The 17,860-nt window shown below is 72.6% G+C and carries 15 protein-coding genes; 9 read left to right on the forward strand and 6 right to left on the reverse strand.

All coding sequences use genetic code 11. The annotated features are described in order from the left end of the window. Nucleotides 1-39: 39 nt before the first annotated feature. Entirely contained in the window at nucleotides 40-1,311 is a 1,272-nt protein-coding gene (locus tag ACYBSK_RS18300) for an alpha/beta hydrolase family protein (RefSeq protein WP_460246865.1), read from the forward strand. A 121-nt stretch (nucleotides 1,312-1,432) separates the two neighbouring features. After that, entirely contained in the window at nucleotides 1,433-2,005 is a 573-nt protein-coding gene (locus tag ACYBSK_RS18305; RefSeq protein WP_460247054.1) for a transcriptional regulator, read from the forward strand. A gap of 37 nt (nucleotides 2,006-2,042) precedes the next feature. On the opposite strand, the gene ACYBSK_RS18310 is transcribed toward ACYBSK_RS18305, so the two are convergent. Continuing rightward, a complete protein-coding gene (locus tag ACYBSK_RS18310; RefSeq protein ID WP_457478198.1) occupies nucleotides 2,043-2,921 on the reverse strand; it encodes an SGNH/GDSL hydrolase family protein in 879 nt (292 codons plus the stop codon). 343 nt (nucleotides 2,922-3,264) lie between these two features. Here ACYBSK_RS18310 and ACYBSK_RS18315 point away from each other — a divergent pair, with 343 nt between their 5' ends. Beyond that, a complete protein-coding gene (locus ACYBSK_RS18315) occupies nucleotides 3,265-5,658 on the forward strand; it encodes an ATP-binding cassette domain-containing protein (RefSeq protein ID WP_460246866.1) in 2,394 nt (797 codons plus the stop codon). A 43-nt stretch (nucleotides 5,659-5,701) separates the two neighbouring features. Here ACYBSK_RS18315 and ACYBSK_RS18320 read toward each other — a convergent pair whose 3' ends face one another. Next, entirely contained in the window at nucleotides 5,702-6,100 is a 399-nt protein-coding gene (locus ACYBSK_RS18320) for a hypothetical protein (protein WP_460246867.1), read from the reverse strand. Between the two features lie 195 nt (nucleotides 6,101-6,295). Next, nucleotides 6,296-7,081, reverse strand: coding sequence for a glucose 1-dehydrogenase (locus ACYBSK_RS18325; protein WP_457478201.1), 786 nt, complete (start codon nucleotides 7,079-7,081; stop codon nucleotides 6,296-6,298). Nucleotides 7,082-7,212: 131 nt separating this feature from the next. Between ACYBSK_RS18325 and ACYBSK_RS18330 the strand changes: the two genes are divergently transcribed. The 4 genes from ACYBSK_RS18330 to ACYBSK_RS18345 all read left to right on the forward strand — a co-directional run bounded on the left by ACYBSK_RS18330 (nucleotide 7,213) and on the right by ACYBSK_RS18345 (nucleotide 11,413). Beyond that, nucleotides 7,213-7,821, forward strand: coding sequence for a TetR/AcrR family transcriptional regulator (locus ACYBSK_RS18330; RefSeq protein ID WP_460246868.1), 609 nt, complete (start codon nucleotides 7,213-7,215; stop codon nucleotides 7,819-7,821). Between the two features lie 84 nt (nucleotides 7,822-7,905). Continuing rightward, nucleotides 7,906-8,430: a PadR family transcriptional regulator gene (locus ACYBSK_RS18335; protein WP_460246869.1), complete on the forward strand. Its 525-nt coding sequence runs from the start codon at nucleotides 7,906-7,908 to the stop codon at nucleotides 8,428-8,430. Further along, nucleotides 8,427-9,128, forward strand: coding sequence for an ABC transporter ATP-binding protein (locus ACYBSK_RS18340; RefSeq protein ID WP_457478204.1), 702 nt, complete (start codon nucleotides 8,427-8,429; stop codon nucleotides 9,126-9,128). The genes ACYBSK_RS18335 and ACYBSK_RS18340 overlap by 4 nt, the downstream gene beginning before the upstream one ends. After that, nucleotides 9,125-11,413 (forward strand): FtsX-like permease family protein, encoded by a 2,289-nt coding sequence (locus ACYBSK_RS18345; RefSeq protein ID WP_460246870.1) that lies wholly within the window; start codon nucleotides 9,125-9,127, stop codon nucleotides 11,411-11,413. The genes ACYBSK_RS18340 and ACYBSK_RS18345 overlap by 4 nt, the downstream gene beginning before the upstream one ends. A gap of 60 nt (nucleotides 11,414-11,473) precedes the next feature. Here ACYBSK_RS18345 and ACYBSK_RS18350 read toward each other — a convergent pair whose 3' ends face one another. The 3 genes from ACYBSK_RS18350 to ACYBSK_RS18360 form a co-directional block, all read right to left on the reverse strand. Beyond that, nucleotides 11,474-13,066: a DHA2 family efflux MFS transporter permease subunit gene (locus ACYBSK_RS18350; RefSeq protein WP_460246871.1), complete on the reverse strand. Its 1,593-nt coding sequence runs from the start codon at nucleotides 13,064-13,066 to the stop codon at nucleotides 11,474-11,476. A gap of 145 nt (nucleotides 13,067-13,211) precedes the next feature. Further along, nucleotides 13,212-13,688, reverse strand: coding sequence for a MarR family winged helix-turn-helix transcriptional regulator (locus ACYBSK_RS18355; protein ID WP_460246872.1), 477 nt, complete (start codon nucleotides 13,686-13,688; stop codon nucleotides 13,212-13,214). A gap of 76 nt (nucleotides 13,689-13,764) precedes the next feature. Beyond that, complete coding sequence (locus tag ACYBSK_RS18360) at nucleotides 13,765-14,670, reverse strand: LysR substrate-binding domain-containing protein (protein WP_460246873.1); 906 nt, start codon at nucleotides 14,668-14,670, stop codon at nucleotides 13,765-13,767. A 103-nt stretch (nucleotides 14,671-14,773) separates the two neighbouring features. Here ACYBSK_RS18360 and mdlC point away from each other — a divergent pair, with 103 nt between their 5' ends. Then, a complete protein-coding gene (gene mdlC / locus ACYBSK_RS18365) occupies nucleotides 14,774-16,357 on the forward strand; it encodes a benzoylformate decarboxylase (protein WP_460246874.1) in 1,584 nt (527 codons plus the stop codon). A 2-nt stretch (nucleotides 16,358-16,359) separates the two neighbouring features. Next, the gene (locus ACYBSK_RS18370; RefSeq protein ID WP_460246875.1) at nucleotides 16,360-17,817 is read left to right on the forward strand and encodes an aldehyde dehydrogenase family protein; all 1,458 of its coding nucleotides are present in this window, start codon (nucleotides 16,360-16,362) and stop codon (nucleotides 17,815-17,817) included. Nucleotides 17,818-17,860 lie beyond the last annotated feature (43 nt).

Genomic DNA, 17,860 nt, shown 5'->3' on the forward strand with positions numbered 1-17,860 from the left:
CGGATGGTGCGCCGGGCGTGGACCCGCGAATCTCGGGCCATGGACGATCACGGCACGACGGACACGCACGCATCCGGCACGGCCCCGAGGGGCGGGACGTCGCGGCGCGGCCTGCTCGCGGCGGGCACGGCGCTGCTGGCCCTGGGCGCGACACCGGCACGGGCATCGGCCGCACCCGCCGCGCCCCGGCGCCCGCGGCTCGGGCTGCCCGCACCGACCGGCCCGTACCCGGTCGGCAGGGTCACCCTGCGCCTGGAGGACCGCTCCCGCCGCGACCCCTGGACGGGCGCGCCCGCCCGCGCCCTGCTGGTGGACGTGCGGTACCCGGCGCGCACGGTGGCCGGGCACCGGCGGGCGCCGCAGATGACGGCGCGGGAGGCGGCGGGCTTCGACCGGCTCAACAACTTCGGGGGACTGCCCGCGGGCCGCGTCGACTGGGCGGCGACACCCACCTTCGCCCACACCGCCGCGCCCATGGACCGCCGCGCGAGCCACCCCGTGGTGCTGCACTCGCCGGGCGTCCTCGACCCGCGCTCCTGGGGCACGACGCTCACGGACGACCTGGCGTCGAGGGGGTATGTCGTGATCGCGATCGACCACCCCTACGACGTGTCGGCCGTGGAGTTCCCCGACGGGCGCGTGGCGCTGTCCCGCCTCCCGGAGGAGTTCGAGAAGGCGCAACAGGAGGGGCCTGCCGGGGTGACGGCGCTGCTGCGCAGGACGGCGGGGGTCCGGGTCGCCGACACCCGCTTCGTGCTCGACACGGTGGAGCGGGCCTTCGACGCGGGGCGGTTGCGCCGGGCGCCCATCGGCATGTTCGGCCAGTCCGCGGGCGGCTTCGCGGCGCTCCAGACCCTGCACGACGACGAGCGCCTCGCCGCCGCGGCGAACCTCGACGGCGTGCTCGCGTACGTCCAGGACGACCACGACGAGGGCGGGCTGTCCACCGTGGCGGCCGAGGGCGTTCACCGGCCGGTGCTGCTGATGGGCAGCGAGGGCAACGACCGGACGACCGTCCCCTCCTGGCGGGAGCTGTGGCGGCACAGCGACGGCTGGCGGCGGAACCTCACCCTGCGCGGCGCCCGGCACGCCACCTACACGGACGCGACGAGCCTCCTTCCCCAGGTGGCGGCCCGTCTCGATGTGCCGGGCGACACGCTGAAGGACTGGGTCGGGACGGTACCCGCGCACCGCGCGGTCGCGGCCCAACGGGAGTACCTCGCGGCCTTCTTCGACCGCTGGCTGCGCGGCGGGGACGGCACACTGCTCGACGCGCCCTCGCCGGACCACCCCGACGTGGACTTAGTCTGAAGTCCTTGCGCAAGGCACCGGGACGCCGCTGACCGGCGGCCCTCCCGGTGATCCGGTAGCCTCGAACCGCCACGCGGGGCAGCGTGGTGAGGACGTGTCAGACACTGGATCGGGAGGCTCGGTGCCGGAGCGGAACATCGAGTTCGGGAAGCTGGGCGCCCAGGGTGTCCGAGGCCACGAGGCCGTCGCCCGGCAGCTCGACCGGCTCGCCGGATTCGTCGTCACGCCGGTCACCGCGCGCCGCGGGCTGCTGGCCCGGCTGAACTATCTGACGCGCAGCGACCACGCCCGCGCCGCGGCCCGCGCCGCCGGTCTGACCGTCACCGACCGGACCCTCGACGCGTGGCTCGCGGAGCGGCGCCGCCCCACCGCGAAGAACCTGGAGCGCGTCGAGACGGCGTACCGAAAGGTCCGCCGTCAGAACGTCGCCCGGCACCTGCTGGGCCGGCTCAACCGCTCGGGCCGGGGCACGCGCGTGGAGATCCATCCCCTCAACCAGTCCCAGGTCCCTCGGCCCCACCAGCGCGTCGTCGAGTTCCGCTCGCTGAACGTGCGGCACTGGGACGCGGTCGTCAACGCGTGGGCGACCGGCGACGACCGCGCCCTCGACGACGCGTGGGTGGAACAGATCGTGGACCTGGGCTCGCAGTGGGGCGCCTACGAGTTCGTCACCAACGTGGGATTCGCCGCCTGAGCGGCCACCGGGCGCCCCGGCCCCGGCGCGTGCTCGGCTAGGAGCCGAGCCCCAGGGCGCCCATCGTGGCGTCGGCCATCGCGGACTCGCCCAGGGCGTTGGGGTGGACGGGGACGAAGTTGGTGCCGAAGAGGGCGGGCTCGACCCAGCGTGTGCCGATCGGCTTGCAGGCGTCGTGGCCCTCGGAGGAGCGGGAGAAGTCCACGTAGGTGGCGCCGGTCTCGCTCGCGGCACGCTGCACCGCGCTGTTGAGGTGGGTCTGGATGTCACGGACGTACGGCACGTCACCGGTGGCGATGGGCATCTTCAGGAAGCAGCCCTTCTGCGCGGTCGCCGGCATGATCCAGGGGTAGCCGAGCACGGCGACCCGGGCGTTCGGCGCCTTGTTCTTGACCGCCTGGAGCGCGGACTTCAGCGCCGGATACGTCTTGGTGTCGATGTCGTCGCTGAACTTGTCGCCGTACTGGGACTGGCACGGGTTGCCCTGGCCGGCGGAGGCGAGGCCGGCGGTGGCGCAGGACAGGATCGTGCTGATGAACGTGTTGTTGTCGTTGCCGCCGATGGTGAGGGTGACCAGGTCGGTGTCCTGGCTGAGCGCGTCGAGCTGCGGCGCCACACCGGGGTACTGCGAACCGGTGAAGTCCTTCGTCTGCGCGGCGCCGCACGTGACGTCCTTGAGGGTGGCTCCGGTCCGCTTGGCGATGACGTGCGGGTAGTTGGCCGTGGAGCGGGCGCACAGCGGGCTCGCCGTCGGGTCGAGCGGCAGCACGCCGGAAGCGGCGCTGTAGCTGTCACCGAGGGCGACGTAGTCGAGGGGCTCGGGGGCTGCGTGGGCCGGTGCCGCGAGGGTGACGAGAGCGGCGCCGGTCGTGGCCGCGACGGCCGTGAGTCTGACGCTGAACGCGCGGATCGCCATCTGATGCTCCTTAGGAAGCTTCGAAACCGGGCCGGCTCATGGCCAAGTGCCGTATGAGGCAAGGGGGTTCAGCGCGCTGGTAGTTGAAGCTACCGACGAGTTTGAATACGAGTCAATAGGCGTGCACATGGTCGTGACCAGGGGAGAGTCGCGGCGAGCCGGATTGTCAGTGGTGCTGGCTAGCCTCACAGGTGCAGGGCAGGACCGTCGGCAGGCCGCCCCGGCGTGTTCACCGATTGCGGTGGCGCGGGCGCCGCCGGCGGCGACAATCGAACACACCGATTCGAGACGTGCGACGCCGCGGATGTTCCGCCGGCGGCCGCGGACACCCGATGGAGACATGATGAGCAAGGTCGCGAAGGCGGGGACACCGTCGTCCACGTCGCACCCCGCCGACAGCCACGACCTGATCCGCGTGCACGGGGCGCGGGAGAACAACCTGAAGGACGTCAGCATCGAGCTCCCCAAGCGGCGCCTGACGGTGTTCACCGGGGTCTCCGGGTCGGGCAAGAGCTCGCTCGTCTTCGACACGATCGCCGCCGAGTCGCAGCGGATGATCAACGAGACGTACAGCGCGTTCCTCCAGGGCTTCATGCCGACGCTCGCGCGGCCCGAGGTCGACGTGCTGGACGGCCTGACCACCGCGATCACCGTCGACCAGCAGCGCATGGGCACCGACCCGCGCTCCACGGTCGGCACCGCCACCGACGCCAGCGCCATGCTGCGCATCCTGTTCAGCCGGCTGGCCAAGCCGCACATCGGCGGCCCCGGCGCCTACTCGTTCAATGTCGCGTCGGTGTCGGCCCAGGGCGGTTTCACCGTCGACCGCGGGGCCGACAAGTCCAAGGTCGAGAAGGTGTCGTTCAGCCGCACCGGCGGCATGTGCACGCACTGCGAGGGCCGGGGCACGGTCTCCGACATGGACTTCGCCCAGCTCTTCGACGACTCCAAGTCCCTCAACGAGGACCCGTTCACGATCCCCACCTACACCGGGGACGGCTGGGTGGTGCGGGTGATCAGGGAGTCGGGCTTCTTCGACCCGGACAAGCCGATCCGCAAGTACACCAAGAAGGAGCGGCACGACTTCCTCTACCGGGAGCCCACCAAGGTCAAGATCAACGGGGTGAACCTCACCTACGAGGGCCTCATCCCGAAGATCCAGAAGTCCTTCCTGTCGAAGGACCGCGAGTCGATGCAGCCGCACATCAGGGCCTTCGTGGACCGGGCGGTCACCTTCCAGACCTGTCCCGACTGCGCGGGCTCACGCCTCAGCGAGCTGGCCCGCTCCTCGAAGATCAAGCGCAAGTGCATCGCCGATCTGTGCGCGATGGAGATCAGGGACCTCGCGGAGTGGGTGCGCGGGCTGAAGGAGCCGTCGGTCGCGCCGCTGCTCGCCAAGCTCCTGCACACCCTGGAGTCGTTCGAGGAGATCGGCCTCGGCTATCTCTCCCTCGACCGCGCGGCGGGCACGCTCTCCGGCGGCGAGGCGCAGCGCGTCAAGATGATCCGCCACCTCGGGTCCTCGCTCACCGACGTCACGTACGTCTTCGACGAACCCACCATCGGCCTGCACCCGCACGACATCCAGCGGATGAACAACCTGCTGCTGCGCCTGCGCGACAAGGGCAACACGGTGCTCGTCGTCGAGCACAAGCCGGAGGCCATCGCCATCGCCGACCACGTCGTGGACCTCGGCCCCGGCGCGGGCGCGGGCGGCGGCAGCGTCTGCTTCGAGGGGACCGTGGACGGCCTGCGCGCCAGTGACACCGTCACCGGACGCCACCTGGACGACAGGGCCGCGCTCAAGGACACCGTGCGCACGCCGACCGGCAAGCTCGCGATCCGCGGCGCGAACGCGCACAACCTGCGGGACGTGGACGTCGACATCCCGCTCGGGGTGCTCACGGTCGTCACCGGTGTGGCGGGCTCCGGCAAGAGCTCGCTCGTGCACGGCTCCATCCCGGCCGACGACGGCGTGGTGGCGGTCGACCAGACGCCGATCCGCGGCTCGCGGCGCAGCAACCCGGCGACGTACACGGGGCTGCTGGAGCCGATCCGCAAGGCGTTCGCGAAGGCCAACGGGGTGAAGCCGGCCCTGTTCAGCGCCAACTCGGAGGGCGCCTGCCCGACGTGCAACGGGGCGGGGGTCGTCTACACCGACCTCGGCATCATGGCCACGGCCGCGGCCACCTGCGAGGAGTGCGACGGCAAGCGCTTCGAGGCGTCGGTGCTCGACTACCGGTTCGGGGGCAAGGACATCAGCGAGGTGCTCGCGATGCCGGTGTCCGAGGCGGTGGAGTTCTTCGGCGCGGGTCAGGCACGCACCCCGGCCGCGCACCGGATCCTGGAGCGGCTGGAGGACGTCGGGCTCGGCTATCTCACGCTCGGCCAGCCGCTGACCACGCTCTCCGGCGGCGAGCGGCAGCGGCTCAAGCTCGCCGTGCACATGGCCGACAAGGGCGGGGTCTACGTCCTGGACGAGCCGACCACGGGCCTGCACCTGGCCGACGTGGAGCAGCTGCTGGGGCTGCTCGACCGGCTCGTGGACTCCGGCAAGTCGGTCATCGTCATCGAGCACCACCAGGCGGTGATGGCGCACGCCGACTGGATCATCGACCTGGGCCCCGGGGCGGGGTACGACGGCGGCAAGGTCGTCTTCGAGGGCACCCCCTCGGACCTCGTCGCCGACCGCTCCACCCTCACCGGCGAGCACCTCGCGCAGTACGTGGGCGCCTGACCGGGAGCCGGTCGACCGACCGGGAGGGCCGACCGGCGTCCGGTCAGCCCTCCTGCGAGGGCGCGTCGAAGGGAGAAGCGCTGGAGAACGGCGGCTCCTGCGACTCCAGCGGCCCCTGCCCGGCCTGCGGCCCGTGCGCACCCTGAGCGTGCTGCGGGGCCTGGTGGGCCTGGGGAGCCCCCGGGGCCTGCGCTATCGGAGGCACCTGCGCGGACTGGCCCTGAGGCGGTCGAGACCCCTGGGGCGCCTGAGGCCCCTGGGCTCCCTGGGGCGCCGACGGAGCCGGGGCGCCCTGCGGTGCCTCCGCGTGCCCGAAGTCGAGCACGCCCTCCGCGGTGCGCTCGGCCTCCTGCGCGGCCTCGCGTGCGCCGGCGAGCACATCGCCGTGCTCGTCGACGAGTCGGTCGTAGATGGGCGCCGGGGCGGTGGACGGTGCGGGCACGGGAAGAGCTCCTGGTCGTCGAGGTCCTGAGGACACCCTGCGGGTGAACAAAAGGGGACCCTACGTCGGCCGGACGGCGGGGGTACAGCCGGGGTGCGGTTGATGATCCATCAGGTGTGACGACCGGTATGTACGGCCCCGCGCCTCGGCCGCTCCAGGGGGCGTGCCGACGCGCGGGGCCGTCGGGGTCGAGGATCAGTACTGCTCGGACTGGCCGCCGTCGATCGCCACGACCGTGGCGTTGATGAAGGAGGACTCGTCCGAGAGGAGGAAGGCGACGAGGTTCGCGACCTCCTCGGGGCGGCCGAAGCGCTTCATCGGGTTCACGCTGACGAACTGGCGGCCGGCCTCCTCCCAGTTCACCGGGTCGAGCTGCTTGAGCGAGCCCTCGACCATCGGCGTCATGATCGCGCCGGGCGCGATGGCCTTCACGGTGATGCCGAACTGTCCGTACTCCACGCCCGAGTTCCGGGTCAGGCCCACGACACCGTGCTTGGCGGCCGCGTAACCGGACTGGTTGCCCACGCCGCGGATGCCGCCGACGGACGCCGTGTTCACGACGGTGCCGCCGCCCTGCGCCCGCATGACCGCGAGGACGTGCTTGAGGCCGAGGAAGACGCCCCGCAGGTTGATGTCGACGACGCGCTGGAACTCGTCGCTGCCGAACTCCTCGGTCAGGTTCTGCTTGCCCTCGATGCCCGCGTTGTTGAAGAAGGCGTCGATCCGGCCGTACGCCTTCGTGGTCTGCGCCACGTACCGCTCGACCGACGCCTCGTCGCTGACGTCGGCGGTGATCGTCAGGACCTCGGCGCCCGGCACGGCCTTCTCGATCGCGGCGGCGCTCTTCGCGAGCCCTTCGGCGTTCACGTCGACGAGCGCCAGCTTCGCGCCCTCGGCGGCCACGCGCTCCGCCGCGGCCTGCCCCAGACCCGAACCGCCACCCGTGATGAGGACGACCTTGCCGTCGAACCTGTCGTTCATTGCGGACCTCCTGCTTGCCCAGTCTCCCGGTCCGCCGCCGATCGACGGGCCTTTCACTATTCTTAGACGATACGTACTGTCTAGAAATTCCCGCACACCCCGTGCTGGGGAAGAGAAGGCCGGAGGGCTTCATGAGCGAGAAGGGTGAGGCGTCCACTCCCCGTCCGAGGCGTGGGCGCTACCGGGATCCGCAGGCGCACGCCGCCGTGCTGGCCGCGACGCGGGACCTCGTGGCCGAGCTCGGCTACCACAAGGTCACGATGGAGCGGATCGCCGTCCGTGCCGGTGTCGCCAGGATGACCCTCTACCGGTGGTGGCCGAACAAGGCCGCCGTCGTCACCGAGGCCGTCGCCGACCAGCTGACCCCCGGCCCGCAGCCGGACACCGGCTCCGTGCGCGAGGACGCGCTGGCCTACGTCGCCGACCTCGTGCGCACCCTGACTCTGCTCGGCGACCCGAGCGTCGTCGCGGGGGCGCTCGTCGAGCGCGGCGAGGCGGGGCGCGCCGAGCTGCGGGACCTCCTGGTCGCCTGGAGCGAACCGGGCGCCGCGCTGCTGCGCCGCGGCGTCGAGCGCGGCGAGCTGCCCGCCGACCTGGACGCCCCGGCGGTCATCGACGGCTGGCTCGGCTACGGGCTGTACCGGGTGGTGTTCCTGGAGAGCGAGCCGACCGCGGCCGACGTGTCGGGCCTGGTGGACGCGCTGCCGTATCTGAACCGTGCCGACCGAGTGATCAACTAGGCGCGTAGCGGGGCCTGTTGGAGGCTCCCGGTTGCCGCTCGGGATTATTGACCGGGGGTATACACCCGGCGTATACATCGGGGTATGACCGTTCCACTGGCGCTTCTTGGGCTCCTCGAACGTGAGTCGAGCCACGGGTACGACCTCAAGCGGAACTACGACACGTACTTCGGGCGCGGAAAGCCGCTGCCCTACGGACAGGTGTACTCGACCCTGCGCCGCCTGGCCCGCGACGGGAAGGTGGCCGTCGGCGAGTCGGAGCCGGGGGAGGGGCCCGACCGCAAGCGGTACGTCATCACCGACAGCGGCGTCACCGAGGTCGAGGCCTGGCTCGTCGAGCCGGTCACCCCCGAACAGCACCTTCAGACCGTGCTGTTCACCAAGGTCGTCCTCGCCCTGCTCCTGGAGCGCGACGCCCAGACCTACCTCGACACGCAGCGCGCCGCGCACATGCACCGGATGCGCGAGCTGACCGAGATGCGCCGCACGGGCGGCCTCGTCGACCGGCTCCTGGCCGACCACGGGCTGTTCCACCTGGAGGCCGACCTGCGGTGGATCGACATGACCGTGTCCCGGCTCGACGTCCTGGCTGCGGAGGTGGGGTCATGAGCGCGAGCGCGACACCGTACGTGGTCGAGGCGCGGGACGCCGTGCTGTCGTTCGGCAGCACGCCCGCGCTGCGGGGCGCCGAACTCTGCGTCGCGCAGGGCGAGATCGTCGCCGTGACCGGGCCGAGCGGCTCCGGGAAGTCGACGCTGCTGCACTGCCTCGCGGGCATCCTGGTCCCGGACAGCGGCGAGATCCACTACGAAGGGCGGCGCATCGACACCCTGAAGGAGGCCGAACGCAGCGCGCTGCGCCGCGACAGGTTCGGCTTCGTCTTCCAATTCGGCCAGCTCGTCCCCGAGTTGACCGCCGAGGAGAACGTGGCCCTGCCACTGCTCCTCGCGCGCGGCCGCCGCGGCTCCGCCCTGCGCGAGGCCCGCGCCTGGTTCGGCCGGCTCGGACTGGACGGCCTGGAGAACCGCAGGTCCGGCGAGTTGTCCGGCGGACAAGCCCAACGGGTGGCACTGGCACGGGCGTTGGTCGCCAGGCCCCGCGTGCTCTTCGCCGACGAGCCCACCGGCGCCCTCGACTCCCTCACCGGCGAACAGGTGATGGACCTGATGGTCGGTACCGCCCGCGAGGAGGGCACCACCGTCGTCCTCGTCACCCACGAGCCGCGCGTCGCCGCCTTCGCCGACCGGGAGGTCGTCGTCCGCGACGGCCGGGTGACACCGCTCTCCCTCGCGCGGATCGTCCCGTGATCCGCCTCGGGCTCCGCCTCACCGTCGCGGGCGGCCGGGAGGCCCTGATCCGGCTGGCCGTGATCGCCGCCGCCGTCGCGGTGGGAGTGGCGCTGCTGCTGTCCACGCTCGCCGCCGTCCAGGCCACCCGCGCCCAGAACGACCGCAACGCGTGGCTCAACACCGGCGCCGATTTCACCCACAGCCGCGACGCGCGGGCCGTCGGCGCCGACCCGCTGTGGTGGCGCTTGCGGGCCGACCACTACGACGGGGCGCTCATCGGCCGTGTCGACGTGGCGGCGACCGGGCCCGACTCGCCGGTGCCGCCGGGCCTGCCCCGTCTCCCGGGGCCCGGCGAGTACTACGTGTCCCCGGCCCTCGCCGAGCTGCTGCGCGCCACGCCCGCCGCCGAGCTGGCCGACCGGTACCCGGGCCGCCGCGCGGGCACGATCGGCGACGCCGCGCTGCCGGGACCCGACTCGCTGCTCGTCGTGGTCGGGCACCGCCCCGGCGAACTCACCGGGGAGGAGGGCGCCCGCAGCGTCACCACCATCGAGACCCGCTCGCCAAGCCGGTGCAGCGGCCCGAACTGTGAGGTCGCCGCCGGTATCGACGCCGACGGCATGGCGCTCATCCTCTCCGTGGTCGCCGTGGCCCTGATCTTCCCCGTGCTGATCCTCACCGGCACGGCCAGCCGCCTCGCCGCCGCCCGCCGCGAGCAGCGCTTCGCCGCCATGCGGCTGGTCGGCGCGACACCGGGCCAGGTGTCGCTGATCGCCACGATCGAGTCCGCGGTCGCCGCCCTCGCCGGCACGGCGGTGGGTTTCGGCCTCTGGTACGCGCTGCGACCCCTGGTCGCCCGCGCCGACCTGACCGGCACCCCCTTCTTCACCGCCGACCTCACCCTCGGCATCGGCGAGGCCCTGCTGGTCGCGGTCGGGGTGCCGCTGGCGGCGGCCGTCGCGGCGCGCGTGGCGCTGCGCCGGGTACGGGTGTCGCCGCTCGGCGTGACCCGGCGGACGACGCCCCGCCCGCCGCGGGCCTGGCGGCTGGTCCCGCTGGCGCTCGGCCTCGGACAGCTGTGGTGGGTCATCGGCCGGGTCCCCGAGTCCACCGGCGGTCAGATCCTCGCGTTCGTCCCGGCCATGCTCCTGATCCTGGCCGGCATCGTGTTCGCGGGGCCCTGGCTGACGATGGCCGGAGCGCGGCTGCTGGTCCGCTGCACCCGCAGGCCGGCGCTGCTCGTCGCGGGGCGGCGCCTCGCCGACGACCCGAAGGCCGGATTCCGCGCGGTCAGCGGCCTCGTACTCGCCCTGTGCGTCACCAGCACGGCGGTCGGGATCATCACGTCGGTCGTCGCCGAGAGCGGTGTGCCCGAGGAGCGGGCGGCGTTCGGCAGCACCGTGGTCGGCCACTACGACCGGCAGTTCGACGAGAAGCCGACGCGCGAACCCCCGGCAGCGCTCCCCGCCGCGACCCGCGCGGAGCTGGAATCCGTGCCCGGCGTCCACCGGGTCATGGTGATCCGCACGAATCCGCTCGGCATCCCGGACCCGGCCGAACCCGCGCCGCCGAAGGGGCAGCGGGCGATCCTGGCGGGCCTGGTCTCCTGCGCCGAACTGGCGCGGATGCCCGAGCACCACACCTGCCCGGCCGGAGCCGAGGCCGCCGCCGTCCCGCCGGACTTCTCGCGCCTCGGCATGCGGGAGGACCGGGCCCGGCCCGCCGTGTGGCCCGAGGCGGCGATCGACCCGCGGCGCCTGGAGTCCCTGCCGGTCACCGGGATCATGGTGACGACGGACGGGTCCACCGCCGCGGTCGAGCGGGTCCGTACGCTGCTCACCACGGCGTACCCGGACGAACTGGCGCCGTACACGGTCGCCGAGGACTACGCGCAGCGGTGGAGCGGCGTCGGGCAGTACCGGCAACTGGCCACCGTCGTCGTCGCGATCAGCTTCCCGATCGCCGGATGCAGCCTCGCGGTCGCCGTGGCCGGAGGACTCAACGAACGCAGGCGCCCCTTCGCCCTGTTGCGGCTCAGCGGAGTGCCGCTGCGCACGCTGCGCCGGGTGGTGCTGCTGGAGAGCGCCGCGCCGCTGCTGCTCGTCGCGGCGCTTGCCATCGGCATGGGGTTCCTGACCGCGCAGCTGTTCCTCCAGGCGCAGTTCGACTACTCGGTACGCGCGCCGGGGGCGGGGTACGTCGGGCTGACCCTCGCCGGGATCGTCGTCTCGCTCGCCGTCATCGCCTCCACGCTGCCGCTGCTGCGGCGGATCACGGGGCCGGAGTCGGCGCGCGGCGACTGAGCCACCCACAGCACGGCGGTCGGCGTCCACCCGTGCGCAGGGTGGACGCCGACCGCGCTGTCAGTGCCGCGCAGGGCCGGTCCCGCGCAGTCCGGCCGCGGCGAGGACGGCGCCGAGCACACACAGCACACCGGTGACGGTGAGCGCGGTGTGGACACCGTTCATGAAGGCCTGCCCACTGCCCTCCACCACGGCGGCCCGCAGCCGCTCCGGCATGTCACCGGAGACCGGCGCCACCCCCATGGACACGGCGTCCCGCGCCTCGGTGAGACCCTGCGCGACCCGGTCCGGGACCCCCGCCGACGTCAGTTCGCCGACCAGCGAGGAACCGACCCGGCTGCTGATCAGGGACATCAGGACGGAGGTGCCGAGCGCACCGCCGATCTGCAGCGACGTGGCCTGAAGTCCGCCCGCCACACCGCCGTCCGCGACCGGAGCCTGGCCCACGATCGCGTCCGACGAGGCGGCCAGCACCATGCCGACACCGAGGCCGAGCGCGATGAACGGCGGCCACATCGTCACGTACGACGAACCCGTGTCCCATGTCAGCATCCCGAATGTGGCGGCGGCCTGGAGCAGCATGCCGAGCGGCATCGTGAGGCGCGCCCCGTACTTCTGCGTCAGCGCCGCGCCGAGCGGCGACGCCACCAGCGAGGCGAGGCTCAGCGGCAGCGTGCGCACACCCGCCTCGACGGGCGTGAAGCCGCGCACGTTCTGGAGGTACAGCATCACGAAGAAGATCACGCCGAGCATCACGAAGAAGTTGAGCGCGGTGATGACCGTACCGATGGTCAGGGCGCGGCTGCGGAACAGCCGCATCGGCAGCAGCGGGTGCGCGAGCCGGTTCTCGTGGAGTCCGAAGGCCACGAGGACCAGCACACCGACGGCGATCGAGCCGAGCGTGCCCGCGGAGGCCCAGCCCCACGTCTCGCCCTTGACGACACCGAACACGACGCACAGCAGGCCGAACGCGAGCAGCACGACCCCGAGCACGTCGAAGCGCTGCTCGGCCGCCGACGCCTTGCTCCGGGGCAGGACGGCCGCGCTCACGATCAGCGCGACGACGCCGATGGGGGCGTTGATGTAGAAGACGGACTCCCAGGTGACGTGCTCGACGAGCAGGCCGCCCACGATGGGGCCGAGCGCCGTGGACACGGCGGAGACCATCGCCCAGATCCCCACGGCCATGCCGAACTTGCGCGGCGGGAACGTCGCGCGCAGCAGGCCGAGGGTGTTCGGCATCAGCAGACCGCCGAAGAAGCCCTGCACGGCGCGGAACACGATGACGCCGGTGATCGACCCGGACAGGCCGATGGCGACGGAGGCGAGGACGAACCCGGTGACACCCACCAGGTAGAAGGTGCGCCGCCCGAACCGGTCGCCGAGCTTTCCGCCGAGGATCAGGGAGGCCGCGAGGGCGAGGAGGTAGGCGTTGGTGACCCATTGCAGATCGGCGGTGGACGCGCCCAGGGCGCGGCCGATCTCCGGGTTGGCGATCGCCACGACGGAGGCGTCGAGCTGGACCATGAAGAGCCCGAACGCGACGGCGATGAGCGTGAGCCAGGGGTTGGCACGCCGGCCGCCGGGAGCGGCCTTGGTGGCCGGGGCGGCGTGCGAGGGCATGCGTGAGCGACCCACGTCGGTGGATGACATGAAGGGACTGCCTTGTCTGGTGCGAAGACGGAAAGGACGGAATGAGGTGACAGACGGAATGGGGTGACAACAGAAGCCGCCCCCGGCGGCGCGACGGCCGGCACGGGGGAGTGGAAAGGGCTCTGCGGGAAGCGGCGGGTGGGTGCTAGACCTGCGGCGACGGGCGCAGAGCCCGCGTCAGGGACTCCAGCGCGCCGAGCGCCGAGCCGAGCGCGTCCAGCTCGCCGTCGTTGAGCGATTCGAGGGCCTGCGCGAGGTGCCTGCCCTCGAGGCCGCGCACCTCGGCGACTTCACGCCGGGCGCGGGCCGTCGGGTACAGGTGCGCGATCCGCTTGTCGGTGCGGTCCTGCCTGCGCTCCAGGAGTCCCTGGTGGGTGAGTTGCGAGACGATCGCACTCACATTGTTCGGCCGCATCAGCAGCGCGTCCGCGGCCTCGCGCACGGTGGCGCCCTCCTGCTGCGTGACGTACCGCAGCAGCGCGATCTGGCCCTCCGTCGGCTTCGGCCGTGCGAAGTCCTGCCCGACCCGCCGGTCGAGCGCCCGGCTCAGCGCGGGCAGGGACGCGGCGAGGGCGGTGGCCACTCGCTCGACGTCCTGCTCAGGGCTGAGGGAATCGGGCATGAGGAGAAAATAAGTCTGCCGGAATAGGTATGTCAAAAAAGGTATGCCGAGGGGTGGCGCGTCACACAGGGGGGTGTCACGGCAGGCTGGTCGTCAGGGTGTCCCGCATGAAGTCCACCAGCCAGTGCTGCGCCGGAGTGCGGGCGTGCGCGTGCCGGGCGTAGACCGCGACCTGCGCCGGTTCGATGTCGATCGGCAGTTCCAGCATCCGCACCCGGTGGTCGGCGGCGAACATGCGGGCCACGAGCCGGGGCGCCACCGCCACCAGTTCGCTGTCCTGGATGAGGTACGGCAGCCCCGCGAACCGGGTCACGTCGAGCACCACGCGGTGCAGCAGGCCGTGCGCCTCCAGGGCGCGGCGCGGCCCCTCGTGCCCGGCGGGCCCCGACACCGTCACATGCTGTTCGGCGCCGAGCGCGGCCAGGTCCACGGAGCGGCCGCGCAGCCGCGGATGGTCGCGGGCCACCACCGCGACGTACCCCTCGGAGAACAGCGGGACCCGCTCCACCCGCGGCGAGCCGAGCGGTGTCGAGGCGATGAACGCGTCGATCTCCCCGCGGCCCAACTGGTCGGCGGCGCCGCTGATGTCGAGCGGACGCACCGTGAGCGTGGTGCCCGGTGCCTGGCGCGGCAGTTCGGCCATGAGCCGCGGCAGCAGCGCGACCTCGCCGAGGTCCGACAGGCAGACCGTGAACGCGGCGCGCGCCGTGGCCGGGTCGAAGGAGTGGGCGCCGCTGACCGACTTCTCGATCTCCGAGAGGGCGCCGCGCAGCGGTTCGTAGAGGGCGCGGGCCGTGGTCGTCGGGGCGAGCCCCGCGCCCGTGCGCCGGAACAGCTCGTCGTCGAAACGGCGGCGCAGCTTCTGCAACCCGTAGCTCACGGTCGGCTGGGTGACGTGCAGGGCCTCGGCGGTCGCCGTCACGCTGCGGGTCTCGTAGAGCAGCACGAAGGTCCGGACGAGGTTGAGGTCGAAGTCCCGCATTATCGATCCTGTCTATGAAGCGGGTAGGCAACATTGATTGGAGCACGGTCGGCTTTATTTCTAGGCTCAACCACATCACCGCCGGTCAAGGAGGACTCCGCGCATGCCGACCGCACGCCGTGTCGCCCACGCCTTCCTCGAGCGCCAGGGCCTGACGACGATCTTCGGGAACCCGGGCTCGAACGAACTGCCCTTCCTGGCGGGGCTCCCCGACACCTTCCGCTACGTCCTCGGTCTGCACGAAGGCGTCGTCGTCGGCATGGCCGACGGATACTCCCAGGTCACCGGCCGCCCCGCACTGGTGAACCTGCACGCCGCCGCCGGATCCGGCAACGCCATGGGCGCGCTCACCAACGCCGTGTACGCGCGCTCGCCGCTGGTGCTCACGGCCGGCCAGCAGGTGCGCTCCGCCGTCGGCCTGGAGGCGATGCTCGCCAACGTCGACGCCCCGCACCTGATGCGTCCCCTCGTCGGCTTCTCCGCCGAACCCGCCTGCGCCGCCGACGTCCCCCGCTCCCTCGCCCAGACCGTCTTCGAGGCCAAACTCCAGCGCAGGCCCAGCTACCTCTCCGTGCCCTACGACGACTGGGACGCGGACGTCGACGACCACGCCTGCGGTGTCCTGGAGCGGCGGGTCCGGCGCGGACTCGCCCCGGACGAGGAGCAACTCGACGCGCTCGTACGGGAGATGGGACGCGCCCGCAACCCCGTGCTGATACTCGGCGGTGACATCGACGCCGACGGGCTCTTCGACCGGGCCGTGGCCTGCGCCGAACACCTCGACGTGCCGGTGTGGGTGGCGCCCTCGCTGCACCGCCTGCCGTTCCCGAACCGGCACCCCCTCCTGCGCGGCGTGCTGCCCGCCGGAATCGGCTCGGTGTCGTCCGCGCTGGCCGGTCACGACCTCGTGCTCGTCCTCGGCGCGCCCGTCTTCCGCTACCACCAGCACGTGCCCGGCCCGTACCTGCCCGAAGGCGCCCGCCTGATCCAGGTCACCGACGACCCGGGCGCCGCGGCCCGCGCCCCGATGGGGGAGGCGCTGGTCGCCGACCCCGGCCCCGTCCTCACGGCCCTGCTCACCCGGCTGCCGCAACGCCCCTCCGGACCACGGGAGTTCACGGTCCCGCCCGAGCCCGCCACCGCCCCCGGGCCCGCACTCCACCCCGAGGAGGTCTTCGCCGCCCTCCGCGACACCCAACCGCCCGACACCCGCTACGTCGTCGAGTCCACCTCCACCAACTCCGCCTGGTGGCGCCAGATGGACCTGCGCCGCCCCGGCTCCTACTTCTTCCCGGCGTCCGGCGGACTCGGCTTCGGACTCCCCGCAGCCGTCGGCGCCGCGATGGGCGACCCGCACCGCCCGGTCGTCGCGGTCGTCGGCGACGGCTCCGCCAACTACGGCATCACGGCGCTGTGGAGCGCCGCCCACTACCGGGTACCGGTCACCTTCCTGATCCTGCGCAACGGCACGTACGGCGCGCTGCGCTGGTTCGGGACGCTGCTCGACACCCCGGACGTGCCGGGCACCGAGATCCCCGGCATCGACTTCACCGCGCTCGCCGCGGGATACGGGGTGCCCGCCACCACCGTCACCGAACCCGCGGAACTGCGCGAGCGGTTGAAGACACCCGCGACCGACGGGCCCCGGCTCATCCAGGTCGACACCCACCCCACCACACCGGAGTGAACATGGCTCTCCTCGACAACCCCGTATGGCACGAGCGCATCCACCTCGACGGCTGGACCGCGGGCGGCGGCGGAACCACTCCCGTCGTCGAACCCGCCACCGGGCAGCGGCTCGGCGCCATCGGCAGCGCCACCGCCGACGACGTCACCCGCGCGGCCGCCCGCGCAGCCGAGGCGCAGCGGGAGTGGGCCCGCACCCCGCCCGCCGAACGGGCCGCCGTACTGCGCCGGGCCGGCGACCTGTTCGCCGAGCACGCCGAGGAGATCAAGGACTGGATCGTCCGCGAGGCCGGATCCACCCGTCCCAAGGCAGCCGTCGAGACCGACTTCGCCGCCGCCGAGTGTTACGAGGACGCGGCCCTGCCCGCGCACCCGCTCGGCGACGTGCTCAGCAGCGGCGAGCCCCGCTGGTCCTTCGCGCGCCGCGTCCCCGCGGGCGTCGTCTCCGTGATCGCCCCGTTCAACTTCCCGCTGATCCTCGCCATCCGCTCCGTCGCGCCCGCGCTCGCCCTCGGCAACGCCGTACTCCTCAAGCCGGACCCGCGCACCGCGGTGTGCGGCGGTGTCACCATCGTCCGCGTCTTCGAGGAGGCGGGGCTGCCGGAGGGGCTGCTCCACCTGCTGCCCGGCGACGCGAGCGTCGGCGCCGCCGTCGTCGAGGCACCCGAGGTCTCCGTCGTCTCCTTCACCGGCTCGACCGCCGCGGGGCGCAAGGTCGGTGAGGCCGCCGCCCGGAACCTCAAGAAGGTCCACCTCGAACTCGGCGGCAACAACGCGCTCGTCGTCCTGCCCGGCGCCGACCTCCCGGCCGCCGCCTCCGCCGGCGCGTTCGGCTCGTACCTCCACCAGGGCCAGATCTGCATGGCGACCGGACGCCACCTCGTCCACGAGTCGCAGGCCGAGGAGTACGTGGCGCTGCTCGCCGAGAAGGCGAAGGCGCTGCCCGTCGGCGACCCGGCCGCGGGCGACGTCGCGCTCGGCCCCATCATCGACGGACGCCAACTCGCCCACATCGAACGGGTGGTGGCGGACAGCGTCGCGGCGGGCGCGCAGGTCGCCGCCGGTGGCGAGGCCGACGCCCCGTACTACCCGGCGACCGTCCTCACCGGCCTCGACGACGACACCCCGGCCTGGCGCGAGGAGATCTTCGGACCCGTCGCGCCCGTGCGCACCTACCGCGACCTCGACGAGGCCGCCCGCATCGTGAACGCCTCCCCGTACGGCCTGTCCGTCGGCATCCTCGGCGACGTCGGCACCGCGATGACGCTCGCCGACCGCATCCACTCCGGGAAGGTGCACATCAACGAGCAGACCGTCATGGACGAGCCCGGCGCGCCCTTCGGCGGCGTCGGCGACTCCGGCAACGGCTCCCGGTTCGGCGGCGCGCAGGCCAACATCGAGGCGTTCACCGAGACGCAGTGGGTGACCGTGCGCCCGCAGATCGCGCCGTACCCCTTCTGATCCCGCGCCACGCCCCCGTCCCCCTTCCCCCGTCCCCGAGGAA

Source organism: Streptomyces sp. BYX5S (assembly GCF_054724165.1).

Excerpts from the sequence above, each read along its gene's own strand:
- ACYBSK_RS18300 (WP_460246865.1), top strand. The coding sequence starts at position 40 with ATGGACGATCACGGCACGACGGACACGCACGCATCCGGCACGGCCCCG.
- ACYBSK_RS18310 (WP_457478198.1), bottom strand. The coding sequence starts at position 2,921 with ATGGCGATCCGCGCGTTCAGCGTCAGACTCACGGCCGTCGCGGCCACG.
- ACYBSK_RS18315 (WP_460246866.1), top strand. The coding sequence starts at position 3,265 with ATGAGCAAGGTCGCGAAGGCGGGGACACCGTCGTCCACGTCGCACCCC.
- ACYBSK_RS18325 (WP_457478201.1), bottom strand. The coding sequence starts at position 7,081 with ATGAACGACAGGTTCGACGGCAAGGTCGTCCTCATCACGGGTGGCGGT.
- ACYBSK_RS18330 (WP_460246868.1), top strand. The coding sequence starts at position 7,213 with ATGAGCGAGAAGGGTGAGGCGTCCACTCCCCGTCCGAGGCGTGGGCGC.
- ACYBSK_RS18335 (WP_460246869.1), top strand. The coding sequence starts at position 7,906 with ATGACCGTTCCACTGGCGCTTCTTGGGCTCCTCGAACGTGAGTCGAGC.
- ACYBSK_RS18340 (WP_457478204.1), top strand. The coding sequence starts at position 8,427 with ATGAGCGCGAGCGCGACACCGTACGTGGTCGAGGCGCGGGACGCCGTG.
- ACYBSK_RS18350 (WP_460246871.1), bottom strand. The coding sequence starts at position 13,066 with ATGTCATCCACCGACGTGGGTCGCTCACGCATGCCCTCGCACGCCGCC.
- ACYBSK_RS18355 (WP_460246872.1), bottom strand. The coding sequence starts at position 13,688 with ATGCCCGATTCCCTCAGCCCTGAGCAGGACGTCGAGCGAGTGGCCACC.
- ACYBSK_RS18360 (WP_460246873.1), bottom strand. The coding sequence starts at position 14,670 with ATGCGGGACTTCGACCTCAACCTCGTCCGGACCTTCGTGCTGCTCTAC.
- mdlC (WP_460246874.1), top strand. The coding sequence starts at position 14,774 with ATGCCGACCGCACGCCGTGTCGCCCACGCCTTCCTCGAGCGCCAGGGC.
- ACYBSK_RS18370 (WP_460246875.1), top strand. The coding sequence starts at position 16,360 with ATGGCTCTCCTCGACAACCCCGTATGGCACGAGCGCATCCACCTCGAC.